Below are 15,667 nucleotides of genomic sequence, written 5' to 3'. Positions count from 1 at the left end.
AGCGGCTATTTCGCCGCCTAAGAAAAAGATCGGAGGAAGTGAAAAATTTTCTAAAGTTCGAAATTCAGGTGCCGATACAAGGGTTACGGTGAGAAACCGTGGGCAACAGCCCAATAACATCAAGTTGTAATTGATAAGGAAAAGATCATGGCACAAGTCATTAATACAAACAGCCTGTCGCTGTTGACCCAGAATAACCTGAATAAATCCCAGTCCGCTCTGGGCACTGCTATCGAACGTCTGTCTTCCGGTCTGCGTATCAACAGCGCAAAAGACGATGCGGCAGGCCAGGCGATTGCTAACCGTTTTACCGCCAACATCAAAGGTCTGTCTCAGGCTTCCCGTAACGCTAACGACGGTATTTCTATTGCGCAGACCACTGAAGGCGCGCTGAACGAAATCAACAACAACCTGCAGCGTGTGCGTGAACTGGCGGTTCAGTCTGCGAACAGCACCAACTCCCAGTCTGACCTCGACTCCATCCAGGCGGAAATCACCCAGCGTCTGAACGAAATCGACCGTGTTTCCGGCCAGACCCAGTTCAACGGCGTGAAAGTTCTGGCACAGGACAACACCCTGACCATCCAGGTTGGTGCCAACGACGGTGAAACCATCGATATCGATCTGAAGCAGATCAACTCTCAGACCCTGGGTCTGGATACGCTGAATGTTCAGAAAGCGTATGATGTCGATAGCAAAGCTGTTACTGCAACTCTTGATCTGGATGTGACAGATCTTGATACTAATGCTTTGAAAACCGCAACTGGTATCAGTGCAGGTAATCCTGCTGTTAAAGACGATAAAGTTTATTATGACAGCGCAAATAATAATTATTATGTAGAGGTTGAGGGCTTTACTGATAATACGAAAGATGGTTTCTACAAAGTTCAGGTTGGTGATGATGGCAAAGTGTCAATGGCCACAACTACCAATAAAGAAACAGCTACTCCTCCCGGAATTGTTGAAGTAAGTAAAACTCATGATGAGAAAGCTCTTAAAGCTTCTGCAGAGGTTAAAGCAGCTCTGATTGCTGGAAATATTGATACTGCTGATGCAGATGCTGCTGAAATGGTCAAAATGTCTTATACCGATAAAAACGGTAAGACGATTGATGGTGGTTATGCTGTAAAAGTAGGCGATAACTACTATGCCGCTACCCAGAAAAAAGACGGTAGTTTCAGTGTTAATACTACTTCTTACACTGATAAAGACGGCAACACTAAATCTGCACTGAACCAACTTGGCGGCGTAGACGGCAAAACCGAAGTTGTTACTATCGACGGTAAAACCTACAATGCCAGCAAAGCTGAAGGTCACAACTTTAAAGCACAGCCAGAACTGGCGGAAGCGGCTACTGCAACCACCGAAAACCCGCTGCAGAAAATCGATGCTGCGCTGGCACAGGTTGATGCGCTGCGTTCTGACCTGGGTGCGGTACAGAACCGTTTCAACTCCGCTATCACCAACCTGGGCAACACCGTAAACAACCTGTCTGAAGCGCGTAGCCGTATCGAAGATTCCGACTATGCGACTGAAGTTTCCAACATGTCTCGCGCGCAGATCCTGCAGCAGGCAGGGACCTCCGTTCTGGCACAGGCTAACCAGGTTCCGCAAAACGTCCTCTCTTTACTGCGTTAATCCGGCGATTGATTCACCGACACGTGGTACACAATCAAGGCAGCGAAAGCTGCCTTTTTTACTTCCGGAGCCTGTGTAATGAAAGAAATCACCGTCACTGAACCTGCCTTTGTCACCCGCTTTTCCTGTTCTGGTTCGGCCTGTCGCGACCACTGTTGTAAGGGCTGGAAAATCACGCTGGATAAGACGACGGTCAAAAAGTATCTCGCCAGTAAAGACACGACGATTCGTACCATCGCGCAAGACAGTATTATCCTGCTGAAAAAGAACAACAGCCACTGGGGGGAAATTAAGCTGCCTTCGGCGCTGGGGAATTGCCCTTATCTGGATGAGGACCGTCTTTGCCGGGTGCAAAAAACGTTAGGCGTAAAGGCATTAAGTCATACCTGTTCCTCTTTCCCACGGGCGCATCATACCTACAAAAATGAGGTACGTAACTCCCTGAGTCTTGCCTGCCCGGAGGTAACGTCCCGTATTTTAAACGACCCTGACGCAATGGCGCTTGGTGAAAAGACGATTATTCAGCAGGCGTTCAATACTGCGCCGTTATTTCCACCACAGCAAAAATTACTCAATCTGTTTTGCCTGAGTTTGATTAACCACGCCAATAGCACGACGGAAGCCGCGCTCTATGCGCTGATTAAATTCGTCATGTATGCCCAGAAATTTGCCAAAATTGATGATGTCGCGCTGGGGGAGCTGGAACAGGTGTATGCCGCGCTACTTGAACAATTGCAGACCGGCGTGCTGGCGCAGGAATTGATGAATATCGCGCCGGATAGCAAGGTAAAAACCTCGCTGGTATTGCAGATGCAGGACTATTTCCGCTCGCTCCCGCTTAATCGTGGCAGTGTTATCCTCGATCACTACATCCAGTGTCTTCTGCGGGTGCTGACGGCGGAAGAGGGCGTTTCAATGGAGCAGAAGGTGAGCGATATTGAGTCCTCATTAGCGCACTGTTTACAGGCGGATGAACAGCAGGGGACCTGGGCCTTCAGGAATCTTATTCTTTATAAAATGTGGGAAACGAATTTCCCCAACCAGCCGAATGTCGACCCGCTACGCGCGCTGTATATCATTGTGGCGGAATATGCGTTTATTAAACTATTGACGGCGGCCAGTGTGCATGAGCGCGGTCGGCTTGAGTGGGATGACGTCACCAATATTGTGTACAGTTTTCACTCCCGCAGTCAGCATAATAGCGAGGTGGCGAAAAATTTTCATCGTCATATAGAGACGGTGCGTACTGGCGATGATCTGTCGATGATTCATCTTCTGACCTGATTTTGTTCGGGGTGGGCTCTGGCGCATCCCGTTTATTCTATCTGGCTGATTTTATTCTGCTCTTTTATACGATAAAAAGGCGCCACAGGTTACATAAGTGAAATAACCCTTCTTTTATAGCCTTATTCCTCCGATAGAACCCTCTGTAGAAACGGATAATCATGCCGATAACTCATTTAACGCAGGGCTGTTTATCGTGAATTCACTGTATACCGCTGAAGGTGTAATGGATAAACACTCGCTGTGGCAGCGTTATGTACCGCTGGTGCGTCACGAAGCATTGCGCCTGCAGGTGCGATTGCCGGCGAGCGTGGAACTGGACGATCTGCTACAAGCGGGCGGCATCGGGTTATTGAATGCGGTCGACCGATATGACGCTTTGCAAGGAACGGCATTTACCACTTACGCAGTGCAGCGTATTCGTGGGGCAATGCTGGATGAATTACGCAGCCGCGATTGGGTGCCGCGTAGTGTCCGGCGTAATGCCCGCGAAGTGGCGCAGGCGATGGGACAACTGGAGCAGGAACTGGGACGTAATGCGACGGAAACCGAAGTGGCGGAACGTCTTGGCATTCCTGTTGAAGAGTATCGCCAGATGTTGCTCGATACCAATAACAGCCAACTCTTCTCTTACGATGAGTGGCGGGAAGAGCATGGCGATAGCATCGAACTGGTGACGGAAGAACATCAGCAGGAAAACCCGTTACACCAACTGCTGGAGAGCGACCTGCGACAGCGGGTAATGGACGCGATTGAATCGCTGCCGGAACGCGAGCAACTGGTGTTAACGCTGTATTACCAGGAGGAGCTCAATCTGAAAGAGATTGGCGCGGTACTGGAGGTCGGCGAATCGCGGGTCAGTCAGTTGCATAGTCAGGCCATCAAACGATTACGCACCAAACTGGGTAAGTTATAGGTAGCGAGTGGTCGCGCCTGAAAAGTGCCGCACAACGTATTGACTACCAGGAGTTCTCATGACGGTGCAGCAACCTAAACGGCGGCCTCTGAGCCGCTATCTTAAAGACTTTAAACACAGCCAGACGCATTGCGCACATTGTCACAAGCTGCTCGACCGCATCACGCTGGTTCGCTGTGGCAAGATCGTTAACAAAATCGCTATTTCACAACTGGATACGCTACTTGACGAGGCTGCCTGGCAACAGGAGCAAAAAGAGTGGGTGGCGCTGTGTCGTTTCTGTGGTGACTTACACTGCAAAAAACAGAGCGATTTTTTCGATATTATCGGTTTCAAACAGTATTTATTTGAACAAACCGAGATGAGCCATGGCACAGTAAGGGAATATGTGGTGCGTCTGCGGCGTCTTGGCAATTATCTCGCCGGGCAAAACATTTCTCACGATCTGCTGCAGGATGCCTTTCTGGACGAAAGTCTGGCACCGTGGTTGCCGGAAACCAGCACCAATAATTACCGTATCGCACTGCGTAAATATCAGCAATATAAAGCGCATCAACAAATCGCTACCAGGCCGACATCCCCCTTTACCTCCCGTTCTGATATATATTAAAAAAGCATAAGATGTAGCAGAGTCGTGTTGGTGAATTGCGGCAAACCTTCTACAGTAGGCTGAGTCCCCCAAAGGTTCATGAAACGTGACGATGCGCCATGGCGGGACACAGTCTACGGTCATTAACGGCAATATTCGGGGTTACTATGAAATTAGCACTACTGGGACGTCAGGCTTTGATGGGAGTCATGGCTGTGGCACTGGTCGCGGGAATAAGCGCGAAGAGCTTTGCCGATGAAGGTTTGCTGAATAAAGTTAAAGAGCGCGGCACGCTGCTGGTAGGGCTGGAAGGCACCTATCCGCCGTTTAGCTTTCAGGGTGACGACGGTAAACTCACTGGTTTTGAAGTCGATTTCGCCGAGGCGCTGGCAAAACATCTGGGCGTTAAAGCGTCGCTGAAGCCGACCAAATGGGACGGAATGCTGGCATCGCTGGATTCTAAACGTATTGATGTGGTGATAAACCAGGTCACCATCTCAGATGTCCGCAAGAAAAAATATGATTTCTCGACACCGTATACGGTCTCCGGCGTTCAGGCGTTGGTGAAAAAAGGGAATGAAGGCACGATCAAAACGGCAGCCGATCTGCAGGGCAAAAAAGTCGGCGTTGGGTTGGGCACTAACTATGAAGAGTGGTTACGCCAACATGTTCAGGGCGTGGATATCCGTACCTATGACGATGATCCTACAAAATATCAGGATCTGCGCGTAGGCCGTATTGACGCGATTTTAGTCGATCGACTGGCGGCGCTGGATCTGGTGAAAAAAACCAAAGGCACACTGGCCGTGACCGGCGATGCGTTTTCGCGTCAGGAGTCCGGTGTTGCGCTGCGTAAAGGTAACGAAGATTTACTGAAGGCGATAGATAACGCCATTGCGGAAATGCAAAAAGACGGCACCTTAAAGGCGCTCTCCGAAAAATGGTTTGGCGCTGACGTGACGCAATAATCCCCCGTCTTGCCCGGCTGACATAACGCCGCCGGGCAAGGCAATATCCTGCCTGTCAGCGCATTAAGGCGTGTTAACCGACGCCTTTTTTATTTCTACCGTCTCAATGTGCATAATAAAAAGAACACACCACAACACCACCGGAGGCTGAATGCCACTACATCACTTAACGCGCTTCCCGCGTCTGGAATTTATCGGCGCGCCGACCCCGCTCGAATACCTGCCGCGACTGTCTGATTATCTTGGCCGTGAAATTTACATTAAGCGCGATGACGTTACGCCCATTGCGATGGGCGGCAATAAATTACGCAAGCTGGAGTTTCTGGTGGCCGACGCGCTGCGGGAAGGGGCGGATACGCTGGTAACGGCAGGGGCGATTCAGTCGAATCATGTCCGCCAGACGGCAGCTGTCGCGGCCAAACTGGGACTGCATTGCGTCGCCTTGCTGGAAAATCCTGTCGGCACGACCGCAGAAAACTACCTGACAAACGGTAATCGCCTGTTACTGGATTTATTTAATACGCAAGTTGAGATGTGTGACGCGCTGACCGATCCGGACGCACAGTTGCAATCGTTGGCGACGCGTATTGAAGCACAGGGGTTCAGACCGTATGTGATTCCTGTTGGCGGCTCCAGTGCGCTGGGCGCCATGGGTTACGTTGAGAGCGCGCTGGAAATTGCGCAGCAGTGTGAAGAGGTCGTGGGGCTCTCTTCGGTGGTGGTGGCCTCTGGCAGCGCCGGGACGCACGCCGGGTTAGCCGTTGGGCTGGAACATCTGATGCCAGATGTTGAACTGATTGGCGTCACCGTTTCACGTTCTGTCGCCGAGCAGAAACCCAAAGTGATTGCTTTGCAGCAGGCGATTGCCGGTAAACTGGCGCTGACCGCAACGGCGGATATTCATTTATGGGATGACTATTTTGCGCCGGGTTACGGCATACCAAACGATGCGGGAATGGAGGCCGTGAAACTGTTGGCGCGTCTGGAGGGGCTATTGCTGGATCCGGTTTATACCGGCAAAGCGATGGCGGGCCTGATCGATGGCATCAGCCAGCGACGTTTTAAAGACGAAGGGCCGATTCTCTTTATTCACACCGGTGGGGCGCCTGCGCTGTTTGCCTACCATCCTCATGTATAACCTCCAGGTAATCAACGCGAATGCAAGAAAGTATCCAACTGGTTATTGAGTCACTACCGTATTTGTTAAAAGGGGCCGTGTTTACCCTGCAACTCAGTATTGGCGGTATGTTTTTCGGTCTGCTACTGGGATTTATTCTGGCGCTGATGCGGATGTCGCCGCTGTGGCCGGTTCGCTGGCTGGCGCGCTTTTATATCTCAATTTTTCGCGGCACGCCGCTTATTGCGCAGCTATTTATGATCTACTACGGCCTGCCGCAATTTGGTATTGAGCTGGATCCTGTCCCGGCGGCAATGATTGGTTTATCGCTCAATACCGCGGCTTACACGTCAGAAACGTTGCGCGCGGCTATCTCGGCTATCGACAAGGGGCAATGGGAAGCGGCGGCAAGTATCGGCATGACACCGTGGCAGACGCTTCGCCGCGCTATTTTGCCGCAGGCCGCTCGCGTTGCGCTTCCGCCGCTGAGTAACAGCTTTATCAGTCTGGTGAAAGATACGTCGCTCGCTGCAACGATTCAGGTGCCGGAGCTGTTCCGTCAGGCGCAGTTAATCACCTCGCGGACGCTGGAGGTGTTTACCATGTATTTAGCCGCCTCGTTGATCTACTGGGTGATGGCGACGGTCTTGTCCGCACTGCAAAACTATTTTGAAAACCAGCTTAACCGCCAGGAGAGAGAGCCAAAATGAGTGCGATCGAAGTTAAAAACCTGGTCAAAAAATTTCATGGTCAAACGGTACTGCATGGCATCGACCTTGAGGTGAAGCCCGGAGAGGTCGTTGCCATTATCGGCCCGAGCGGTTCAGGCAAGACGACCTTATTGCGCAGCATTAACCTGCTGGAACAGCCAGAGGCGGGCACCATTAAAGTGGGTGACATCGTCATCGATACCGCCCGTCCCTTAAGCCAGCAAAAAGGGCTGATTCGCCAGTTACGTCAGCATGTCGGTTTTGTTTTTCAGAGTTTTAATCTTTTTCCGCATCGCACGGTGCTGGAAAATGTCATTGAAGGGCCAGTGATTGTCAAGGGAGAGCCGAAAGCCGACGCAACGGCGCTGGCGCGGGAACTGTTAGCCAAAGTCGGGTTGGCCGGAAAAGAGACCAGCTATCCGCGCCGTTTGTCGGGGGGGCAGCAGCAGCGAGTGGCAATCGCGCGCGCGCTGGCGATGCGCCCGGAAGTGATTCTGTTTGATGAGCCTACTTCGGCGCTTGATCCTGAATTAGTCGGCGAAGTGCTCAATACCATCCGCCAACTGGCACAGGAAAAGCGCACAATGGTGATTGTCACTCACGAAATGGGCTTTGCGCGTGACGTGGCTGACAGGGCTATATTTATGGATCAAGGACGAGTGGTTGAGCAGGGGCCAGCGAAAACCTTGTTCGCCGATCCTCAGCATCCGCGTACCCGCCAGTTCCTTGAGAAATTCTTAATGAAATAATGCATTTCGCCGCACTCGTCCGAATTAATCGCGTTTCGGGCGAGTGTGAATGAATAATTATGAAGCCATTCTGCCAAAGTATTAGCTATCCCCGCAGGCGCACGCAGAAAAACGCTAATGTCGCTCAAGTATTCTACGAACCGTCCGATATTTTCTATATATAAACACTGTTTATGTGTTAACTTTGTGTTATTTATAATAATGATTATCAATATCAAGGACGTGACGACAAAGTATGCAGGAAAATGATTTCTTCACCTGGCGACGCGCAATGCTGTTACATTTTCAGGAAATGACGACAGCAGAAGAGGTTTATACTGAACTACAGTATCAGACGCAGCGGCTGGAATTTGATTATTATGCGCTGTGCGTCCGTCATCCCGTACCCTTTACCCGACCTAAAATATCGCTTCGTACCACGTATCCTCAGGCGTGGGTCATGCATTACCAGTCCGAAAATTATTTTGCCATTGACCCGGTATTAAAACCGGAAAATTTCAGGCAAGGACATTTACATTGGGATGATGTGTTATTTCGTGAGGCGCAGTCGATGTGGGATGCTGCCCAGCGTTTCGGATTACGCAAGGGCGTAACCCAGTGTGTGATGTTGCCGAATCGGGCGCTGGGTTTTTTGTCTGTCTCCCGCGGGACGCTGCACAGTTCCTCGTTTACCTACGATGAAATAGAGCTCCGGCTACAGTTACTGGCGCGGGAGAGCCTTTCGGCGCTGACGAGGCTGGAAGATGACATGGTAATGGCACCTGAGATGCGTTTCAGTAAACGGGAAAAAGAGATTCTTAAATGGACGGCGGAGGGGAAAACCTCATCGGAGATTGCCATTATTCTGTCGATTTCTGAAAATACCGTTAACTTCCATCAGAAAAACATGCAGAAGAAATTCAATGCGCCGAATAAAACGCAGATTGCCTGCTACGCTGCGGCGACAGGTCTTATATGAAGCGTGAGGACGCTGCGGGCCAAAGATGAAACCGGCTGAAAGCAATGCTTACAGCCGGTTTTTTACTACTGGCGGTAAGCCTGTTTAATTTGCTTAACTGTACTGGAAAATACCGCCGCTTGTGCTTCATCATCCATCTGCGTGATCTGTTTTTCCATTTTAAGAATCACGCGTCCGGCATCGGCCTGGCCCATCGCCTGTAGCATCAGCGTTAACATGGCTTTCAGGCAGTTGACTTCAATAGCCAGTTCTTGATTATTCTCAGCGGTGGAAAAATCAGGCGTACTCATTTATTTTCCTCGTTATGTTTCAGTAAAAAATGTGCGATAGCAGATGTTAAGGCGGCGGAGTATACCATAAGCTGCGCTAAAAATAGCAGTGGTTGTTTTTTAATCAGGTCGCGGAAGTTTTATCCATAAATAAATGGTGCCGCGGAATGCATATATTTTCTCCATACATTGTTTATTCCGCGTATTTTACTCGTTAATTATTGTTACAAAGTTGCTTTCTAATTAGTATCTGAACAGCAGAACGTGAAATTTTTGTCATCATTATGAAATGCCTGACGTGGGCCCTACCATCGGAAGGGGCTCCAGCACTGGTGATTTCCACATGACGTACAACATAATTTCCAAAAACGAGAGCAAAATCGAATACCCGGCGTTTTTTTACGTTTCAAAGTTGAGATAAAACCAGCTAATATAAGGATGATTAACTATCAGTAGCGTTATCCCTATTCTGGAGATATTCCTTTGATCAACGTTCTTCTTGTTGATGACCACGAACTGGTGCGCGCAGGGATACGACGCATTCTTGAAGATATAAAGGGCATTAAAGTTGTCGGTGAAGCGTGTTGCGGAGAGGATGCGGTAAAATGGTGCCGTACTAACGCCGTTGACGTTGTGCTGATGGACATGAACATGCCTGGTATCGGCGGCCTTGAGGCGACCCGTAAAATTGCCCGATCGACAGCGGATATCAAAGTGATCATGCTCACCATCCATACGGAGAACCCGCTGCCAGCTAAAGTGATGCAGGCTGGGGCCGCAGGTTATCTCAGTAAAGGCGCCGCGCCTCAGGAGGTGGTTAGCGCTATTCGCTCGGTATATTCCGGACAACGCTATATTGCCTCCGACATTGCACAGCAGATGGCGCTCAGCCAGATCGAGCCGACAAAAACGGAAACGCCGTTCGCCAGTTTGTCTGAACGCGAGTTGCAGATTATGCTGATGATCACCAAGGGCCAGAAGGTGAATGAGATCTCAGAACAGCTGAATCTCAGTCCTAAAACGGTGAACAGCTATCGCTATCGTATGTTCAGTAAACTAAACATTCATGGTGATGTTGAGCTGACTCACCTGGCAATCCGCCATGGCCTGTGTAATGCGGAGACGTTAACAAGCCAGTGAGTGAATTATTTGATGCCAAAGCGTTCCTGAAAACCGTCACCAGTCAACCCGGTGTTTATCGCATGTATGACGCCGGGGGGACCGTGATTTATGTGGGTAAAGCGAAAGATCTGAAAAAGCGACTTTCCAGCTACTTCCGCAGCAACCTGGCTTCGCGTAAAACCGAAGCTTTAGTCGCACAAATTCAACAAATTGATGTCACGGTTACGCATACCGAAACGGAAGCGTTGCTGCTTGAACATAATTACATCAAGTTGTATCAACCGCGTTACAACGTCTTGTTGCGCGATGATAAATCCTATCCTTTTATTTTTCTGAGCGGCGATACTCATCCTCGTCTGGCGATGCACCGTGGCGCTAAACATGCGAAAGGCGAATATTTCGGTCCTTTTCCCAATGGTTACGCCGTGCGGGAAACGCTGGCGCTGCTGCAGAAAATTTTCCCTATCCGCCAGTGTGAAAATAGCGTCTATCGCAACCGCTCGCGTCCTTGCCTGCAATACCAGATTGGCCGTTGCTTAGGACCGTGCGTTGAAGGGCTGGTCAGCGAGGACGAGTATGCGCAGCAGGTTGCGTACGTCCGGTTGTTTTTATCCGGTAAGGACGATCAGGTTTTAACGCAGCTGATTGCCCGGATGGAAAAGGCCAGCCAGGAGCTGGCCTTTGAAGAGGCAGCGCGTATTCGTGATCAGATCCAGGCGGTACGCAGGGTCACTGAGAAGCAGTTTGTCTCTAATACGGGCGACGATCTCGACGTTATCGGCGTGGCTTTTGATGCCGGTATGGCCTGTGTACATGTGCTGTTTATTCGCCAGGGGAAAGTGCTGGGCAGCCGCAGTTATTTTCCAAAAGTGCCTGGCGGTACGGAACTGGGAGAAGTGGTGGAAACCTTTGTCGGGCAGTTTTACCTGCAGGGGAGCCAGATGCGTACGCTACCAGGCGAGATACTACTCGACTTTAATCTGAGCGATAAAATGCTGCTGGCTGACTCGTTGTCGGATCTTGCCGGACGGCGTATTCATGTCCAGACGAAACCGCGAGGCGATCGCGCCCGTTATCTTAAACTGGCGCGGACCAATGCGGCGACGGCCTTAACCACCAGGCTCTCGCAGCAGTCTACGGTTACGCAGCGTTTGACCGCGCTGGCGACGGTGTTAAAACTTCCCGCGGTCAGGCGGATGGAATGTTTTGATATCAGTCATACGATGGGGGAGCAAACGGTCGCCTCCTGCGTGGTATTTGACGCTAATGGGCCGTTACGCGCTGAGTATCGCCGTTATAATATCACTGGCATTACGCCGGGCGATGATTACTCGGCGATGAAACAAGTTTTACGCCGACGTTATGGTAAGGCCATAGAAGAAAGTAAGATTCCGGACGTTATTCTGATCGACGGCGGAAAAGGGCAGCTCGCTCAGGCGAAAGCCGTTTTTGCTGAACTGGATGTCCCCTGGGATAAGCATCGCCCGTTGTTGCTCGGTGTCGCCAAAGGCGCGGACAGAAAAGCGGGGCTGGAAACGCTCTTTTTTGAACCGGAGGGGGAAGGGTTCAGCCTGCCTGCGGACTCGCCAGCGCTGCATGTCATTCAGCATATTCGCGATGAGTCGCACGATCACGCGATCGGCGGACATCGCAAAAAACGGGCAAAGGTAAAAAACACCAGTACGCTGGAAACCATTGAAGGCGTTGGGCCGAAGCGTCGCCAAATGCTGCTGAAATATATGGGCGGTTTGCAAGGGCTACGTAACGCCAGCGTGGAAGAAATTGCAAAAGTGCCGGGTATTTCGCAAGGTCTGGCAGAAAAGATCTTCTGGTCGTTGAAACATTGAGGCCACTGTAGCAACATAGGGGTAATTTCACTGACAACAGATAGTTACCCGTCACTATGCAATTTAATATCCCTACGTTGCTCACGCTGTTTCGCGTCATCCTGATTCCATTCTTTGTCGTGGTGTTTTATTTGCCCTTCGCCTGGGCGCCCATGGTCAGCGCGCTGATTTTCTGTATTGCCGCTATTACCGACTGGTTTGACGGTTTCCTGGCGCGTCGTTGGAACCAGAGCACGCGTTTCGGTGCCTTTCTTGATCCCGTTGCCGACAAGGTGCTGGTGGCGATAGCCATGGTGCTGGTCACCGAGCATTATCATAGCTGGTGGGTGACGCTCCCGGCGGCGACGATGATCGCCCGCGAAATTATCATCTCTGCTTTGCGTGAATGGATGGCGGAACTGGGCAAGCGCAGCAGTGTTGCGGTCTCCTGGATCGGTAAAGTCAAAACGACTGCGCAGATGGTGGCGCTGGCGTGGCTGTTGTGGCGTCCAAATATGTGGGTTGAATACGCTGGTATCGCGCTTTTCTTTGTCGCAGCAGTGCTCACGCTGTGGTCAATGTTGCAATATTTGAGCGCTGCACGCGGAGATTTGCTTGATCAGTGATCGTTTCGCCGCAAATTTCAGCAAACGATCGTGGGTGACGAAAAATATCGTTGACTCAGTGCGTCAGGTAAGTAGAATGCAACGCATCGAACGGCAGCACTGATTGCCAGACGATAACAAAATCAAGTGATTAATAAAGTTACTTGATAGTGCGGGAATAGCTCAGTTGGTAGAGCACGACCTTGCCAAGGTCGGGGTCGCGAGTTCGAGTCTCGTTTCCCGCTCCAGTTTAAAGGCATCGGCAGAAAGCGGATGCATGTCGAAAGACATGAAGAATTTGGCGCGTTAACAAAGCGGTTATGTAGCGGATTGCAAATCCGTCTAGTCCGGTTCGACTCCGGAACGCGCCTCCACTTTTTTCCCGAGCCCGGATGGTGGAATCGGTAGACACAAGGGATTTAAAATCCCTCGGCGTTCGCGCTGTGCGGGTTCAAGTCCCGCTCCGGGTACCATGGGAAAGACAAGAATAATCAAAGCAATAAGCAGTGTCGTGAAACCACCTACGGGTGGTTTTTTTGTGCCTTGCGTTTATCATTCCGCTCGTGAGCGCATTCACGGTGTCCATCGTTGCGGTAAATAAGCGCATATTGCAGCAATCTATCGTTTTCTGCCATCATTACATTGACTACAATCGCTCTCCTTCTTCCGTTACATAGAACTGACGCCAGGGAAATAATTAAACAACAGGTAAATCAGTCCGTAAAATTGGTTTATCCGTATATAAATGCTGATATATTTTATTTCTGCTATGTCAAGAGGGATAATATGTCTCGTCAGTATACCGATAGCGCCAAAGTATTTATTAGTATCGTTTACCTCACAATGATCGGCATCGTTGTTCTGGTCGCTTTTCTTCTGTATTCCCCCGAAAATGATGAGCCAGTTCATACTATACCGCAGGACAATGCCAGCATAACATGCAGTAATGCCAGTTTCATTGGCTACGTCGATGCCGATCATTTTACAGAATTTATAAAAATATCCGAATCAACACGCTACAGTCTGTATTGTTTGAAAAAAACGGGTGCTTATCAGTGGAGTGTTTATGCAAATTAGCGGTTTACGCGATACTTCTGGCGGAAATATAGAGAAGCGTGAACTAACAGGCTAATACGAATCACATAATATAATGTGAACTGCATCATACTTTAATCACGTTTTACAATAATGCCTGAATAAGAGGTCAACTACAGGTAATTTGTGGTTTTCGTGAAGAGCCGTTTTAGTCAGTATGCATAATGTACATTTCTGTCTTTATGGAGACGTAGATGCAAAACAAAGTCTGGGCTATTTTATTGATGCCATTGTGTCTTGCCGCCTGCCACCAGACGACCTACCGATCCACAGACAAAAGTGAGATTTCAAGGGAGAGCTATATTGATCCGACAAAAACGCGTTTTCCGTTAGCCAATTATTCGCAATCGGTCGATAAATGGATACCTCCGGACTCGACGGGGTTCGCTATTCCGGTTATTGATAGTGCAACCCAACAACGTTACTTTAACGCGCTTAAATCCCATTATTTCGGCATGGACAGCGAGGCGCACTCGCCATGGAATGCCTTTTATATTACCGCACTGCTGAAAAGAAACGCAGAACAGACCCGGGATGCCGCTATTAAACAGTACCTTAGTGATGGCAGTACGTATTGGGGCGAAAACTTCAGACGTTATTTACCTCACTGGAAGCGAGAGATCAGAGAGAATGCGAATACGCAGATTGACAATATATATCATCCCTCCCGACGGGGTATCATGGTCAGAGAGAGTTTAGTCAGAGCGCTGCCGACGGATGATCCACTATTTAACGATCCCCGCCTGGCGGGCGAGGGGTACCCTTTTGATAATGTACAAATGTCCTCGCTGCGCCCTGGCACGCCAGTATATACGCTGACGGAGAGTAGAGACCAGCGCTGGCACTATGTGGTTGCACCGGCGGTAACAGGCTGGGTTCATAGTGAAGATATTGCCAGCGCGGATCAGAAATTTGTTACGCAGTGGGTATCGCTTGCTAACAAGCAGTTGGGGGCGTTTATCAGCGAACCGGTCTCGGTTCATACCGCTGACGTCTATTATTTTACCGGACGGCCAGGTGCCATTTTACCATTCCGGCAGCAACGAGCGGGATTTTTCCTGATTGCCGTGCCGGTTCGCAACAGCAATGGCCGGGCGTCCATCCACTGGGTTTGGCTGAGCGGCAAAGCGTTTACAGCGATGCCGTGGAAGATGACACCAGAAAATATTGCTGTGCTAATGAAATCAATGGCTGGTGTTCCTTACGGCTGGGGAAATTTTAACTTCTATAATGATTGTTCTGCCGAAATTCGCAGTTTGTTGATGCCGTTCGGTATATTCCTGTCCAGACATTCAACAGCGCAGGTGGAAGGTGCCAGGCGCATCGTCGATCTCAGTAATCAAAATACCTTAATGCGGATCGATTATCTCACCAGATATGGTAAACCGTTTACAACGCTGGTCTACATTCCAGGCCATATAATGCTGTATATCGGTAACACAACCATTAAGGGACAGGTAGTCCCGGTCACCTATCAAAATATCTGGGGATTACGCCCGAATGATGCTAATAGCCGAAGTATTATAGGCGAGGCGGTCTTTTTCCCACTGCTTCGTATTTATCCTGAATATCCAGCATTGGGATCGCTGGCGGGCAAGAAACTGTTTAAACTCGGTTATATAGAATAAGCGTACGGGGTAATGTCAGCTGCTGCTATTCGCGCGGAAGACGTGGTTGAGCATACCGCTTACGGTGGCTATAAAGGCGGTATCTCTGTAGACTGTGTCTGAAAAAGGGATGCGCTATAGTACGGGGCATTTATTTGAAATATTATCCAGGTTGATTCTGGATGTAGTCATGTTGCTTATACACTGGAGTATG

15 protein-coding genes, 3 tRNA genes and 1 pseudogene are annotated in these 15,667 nt (G+C 49.9%); 17 read left to right on the top strand and 2 right to left on the bottom strand.

What is annotated here, in order from left to right:
• The first annotated feature begins 147 nt into the window (after window positions 1-147).
• The 9 genes from SBG_RS09230 to sdiA all read left to right on the top strand — a co-directional run bounded on the left by SBG_RS09230 (window position 148) and on the right by sdiA (window position 8,929).
• A complete protein-coding gene (locus SBG_RS09230) occupies window positions 148-1,638 on the top strand; it encodes a FliC/FljB family flagellin (RefSeq protein ID WP_000079781.1) in 1,491 nt (496 codons plus the stop codon).
• A 78-nt stretch (window positions 1,639-1,716) separates the two neighbouring features.
• A complete protein-coding gene (fliB, locus tag SBG_RS09225; protein WP_000659237.1) occupies window positions 1,717-2,922 on the top strand; it encodes a flagellin lysine-N-methylase in 1,206 nt (401 codons plus the stop codon).
• 196 nt (window positions 2,923-3,118) lie between these two features.
• Entirely contained in the window at window positions 3,119-3,838 is a 720-nt protein-coding gene (locus SBG_RS09220; RefSeq protein WP_001087456.1) for an RNA polymerase sigma factor FliA, read from the top strand.
• A 58-nt stretch (window positions 3,839-3,896) separates the two neighbouring features.
• Window positions 3,897-4,448 (top strand): flagella biosynthesis regulatory protein FliZ, encoded by a 552-nt coding sequence (gene fliZ, locus SBG_RS09215; protein ID WP_000218076.1) that lies wholly within the window; start codon window positions 3,897-3,899, stop codon window positions 4,446-4,448.
• A 146-nt stretch (window positions 4,449-4,594) separates the two neighbouring features.
• Entirely contained in the window at window positions 4,595-5,395 is an 801-nt protein-coding gene (tcyJ, locus tag SBG_RS09210) for a cystine ABC transporter substrate-binding protein (RefSeq protein WP_000761625.1), read from the top strand.
• 151 nt (window positions 5,396-5,546) lie between these two features.
• Window positions 5,547-6,533 carry a D-cysteine desulfhydrase gene (dcyD, locus tag SBG_RS09205; RefSeq protein ID WP_001128184.1) on the top strand — a complete coding sequence of 329 codons (987 nt, stop codon included), beginning with the start codon at window positions 5,547-5,549 and terminating at the stop codon, window positions 6,531-6,533.
• Window positions 6,534-6,553: 20 nt separating this feature from the next.
• On the top strand, window positions 6,554-7,222 hold the full coding sequence (gene tcyL / locus SBG_RS09200; protein WP_001158232.1) for a cystine ABC transporter permease: 669 nt from the start codon (window positions 6,554-6,556) through the stop codon (window positions 7,220-7,222).
• Window positions 7,219-7,971: an L-cystine ABC transporter ATP-binding protein TcyN gene (gene tcyN, locus SBG_RS09195; protein ID WP_001272978.1), complete on the top strand. Its 753-nt coding sequence runs from the start codon at window positions 7,219-7,221 to the stop codon at window positions 7,969-7,971. The genes tcyL and tcyN overlap by 4 nt, the downstream gene beginning before the upstream one ends.
• 235 nt (window positions 7,972-8,206) lie before the next feature.
• A complete protein-coding gene (sdiA, locus tag SBG_RS09190) occupies window positions 8,207-8,929 on the top strand; it encodes a transcriptional regulator SdiA (protein ID WP_001157163.1) in 723 nt (240 codons plus the stop codon).
• Between the two features lie 65 nt (window positions 8,930-8,994).
• On the opposite strand, the gene SBG_RS09185 is transcribed toward sdiA, so the two are convergent.
• Both SBG_RS09185 and SBG_RS22565 read right to left on the bottom strand, forming a co-directional pair.
• Window positions 8,995-9,219: a DUF2594 family protein gene (locus tag SBG_RS09185; protein WP_000106472.1), complete on the bottom strand. Its 225-nt coding sequence runs from the start codon at window positions 9,217-9,219 to the stop codon at window positions 8,995-8,997.
• A pseudogene (locus tag SBG_RS22565) lies at window positions 9,206-9,323 on the bottom strand (hypothetical protein); the annotation flags it as partial. The pseudogene SBG_RS22565 and the gene SBG_RS09185, both read right to left, overlap by 14 nt.
• 358 nt (window positions 9,324-9,681) lie before the next feature.
• Here SBG_RS22565 and uvrY point away from each other — a divergent pair.
• The 8 genes from uvrY to SBG_RS09145 all read left to right on the top strand — a co-directional run bounded on the left by uvrY (window position 9,682) and on the right by SBG_RS09145 (window position 15,474).
• Window positions 9,682-10,338, top strand: a complete 657-nt coding sequence (gene uvrY, locus SBG_RS09180; protein WP_000611320.1) for a UvrY/SirA/GacA family response regulator transcription factor — start codon at window positions 9,682-9,684, stop codon at window positions 10,336-10,338.
• Window positions 10,335-12,167 carry an excinuclease ABC subunit UvrC gene (uvrC, locus tag SBG_RS09175; RefSeq protein ID WP_001292115.1) on the top strand — a complete coding sequence of 611 codons (1,833 nt, stop codon included), beginning with the start codon at window positions 10,335-10,337 and terminating at the stop codon, window positions 12,165-12,167. Before uvrY ends, uvrC begins: the two co-directional genes overlap by 4 nt.
• Before the next feature lie 56 nt (window positions 12,168-12,223).
• Window positions 12,224-12,772, top strand: coding sequence for a CDP-diacylglycerol--glycerol-3-phosphate 3-phosphatidyltransferase (pgsA, locus tag SBG_RS09170; RefSeq protein ID WP_001160194.1), 549 nt, complete (start codon window positions 12,224-12,226; stop codon window positions 12,770-12,772).
• A gap of 151 nt (window positions 12,773-12,923) precedes the next feature.
• Window positions 12,924-12,999, top strand: a tRNA-Gly gene (locus SBG_RS09165).
• 52 nt (window positions 13,000-13,051) lie between these two features.
• Window positions 13,052-13,125: transfer RNA gene (locus SBG_RS09160), tRNA-Cys, on the top strand.
• Window positions 13,126-13,137: 12 nt separating this feature from the next.
• Window positions 13,138-13,224: transfer RNA gene (locus SBG_RS09155), tRNA-Leu, on the top strand.
• 313 nt (window positions 13,225-13,537) lie between these two features.
• Complete coding sequence (locus SBG_RS09150) at window positions 13,538-13,828, top strand: hypothetical protein (protein ID WP_020844577.1); 291 nt, start codon at window positions 13,538-13,540, stop codon at window positions 13,826-13,828.
• 212 nt (window positions 13,829-14,040) lie between these two features.
• Complete coding sequence (locus SBG_RS09145) at window positions 14,041-15,474, top strand: SH3 domain-containing C40 family peptidase (RefSeq protein WP_001180312.1); 1,434 nt, start codon at window positions 14,041-14,043, stop codon at window positions 15,472-15,474.
• The last annotated feature ends 193 nt before the right edge of the window (window positions 15,475-15,667 follow it).

Origin of the sequence: Salmonella bongori NCTC 12419 (assembly GCF_000252995.1) — a bacterium.
GTDB lineage: Bacteria > Pseudomonadota > Gammaproteobacteria > Enterobacterales > Enterobacteriaceae > Salmonella > Salmonella bongori.
Note: the sequence above shows the minus strand (reverse complement) of the source record. Positions and strands in the feature narration are given on the sequence as shown.

Bases quoted from the DNA above. Each gene is read 5' to 3' on its own strand.
- SBG_RS09150 (WP_020844577.1), top strand. From the start codon at position 13,538: ATGTCTCGTCAGTATACCGATAGCGCCAAAGTATTTATTAGTATCGTT.
- fliB (WP_000659237.1), top strand. From the start codon at position 1,717: ATGAAAGAAATCACCGTCACTGAACCTGCCTTTGTCACCCGCTTTTCC.
- SBG_RS09230 (WP_000079781.1), top strand. From the start codon at position 148: ATGGCACAAGTCATTAATACAAACAGCCTGTCGCTGTTGACCCAGAAT.
- tcyL (WP_001158232.1), top strand. From the start codon at position 6,554: ATGCAAGAAAGTATCCAACTGGTTATTGAGTCACTACCGTATTTGTTA.
- tcyN (WP_001272978.1), top strand. From the start codon at position 7,219: ATGAGTGCGATCGAAGTTAAAAACCTGGTCAAAAAATTTCATGGTCAA.
- tcyJ (WP_000761625.1), top strand. From the start codon at position 4,595: ATGAAATTAGCACTACTGGGACGTCAGGCTTTGATGGGAGTCATGGCT.
- SBG_RS09145 (WP_001180312.1), top strand. From the start codon at position 14,041: ATGCAAAACAAAGTCTGGGCTATTTTATTGATGCCATTGTGTCTTGCC.
- dcyD (WP_001128184.1), top strand. From the start codon at position 5,547: ATGCCACTACATCACTTAACGCGCTTCCCGCGTCTGGAATTTATCGGC.
- SBG_RS09185 (WP_000106472.1), bottom strand. From the start codon at position 9,219: ATGAGTACGCCTGATTTTTCCACCGCTGAGAATAATCAAGAACTGGCT.
- pgsA (WP_001160194.1), top strand. From the start codon at position 12,224: ATGCAATTTAATATCCCTACGTTGCTCACGCTGTTTCGCGTCATCCTG.
- sdiA (WP_001157163.1), top strand. From the start codon at position 8,207: ATGCAGGAAAATGATTTCTTCACCTGGCGACGCGCAATGCTGTTACAT.
- fliZ (WP_000218076.1), top strand. From the start codon at position 3,897: ATGACGGTGCAGCAACCTAAACGGCGGCCTCTGAGCCGCTATCTTAAA.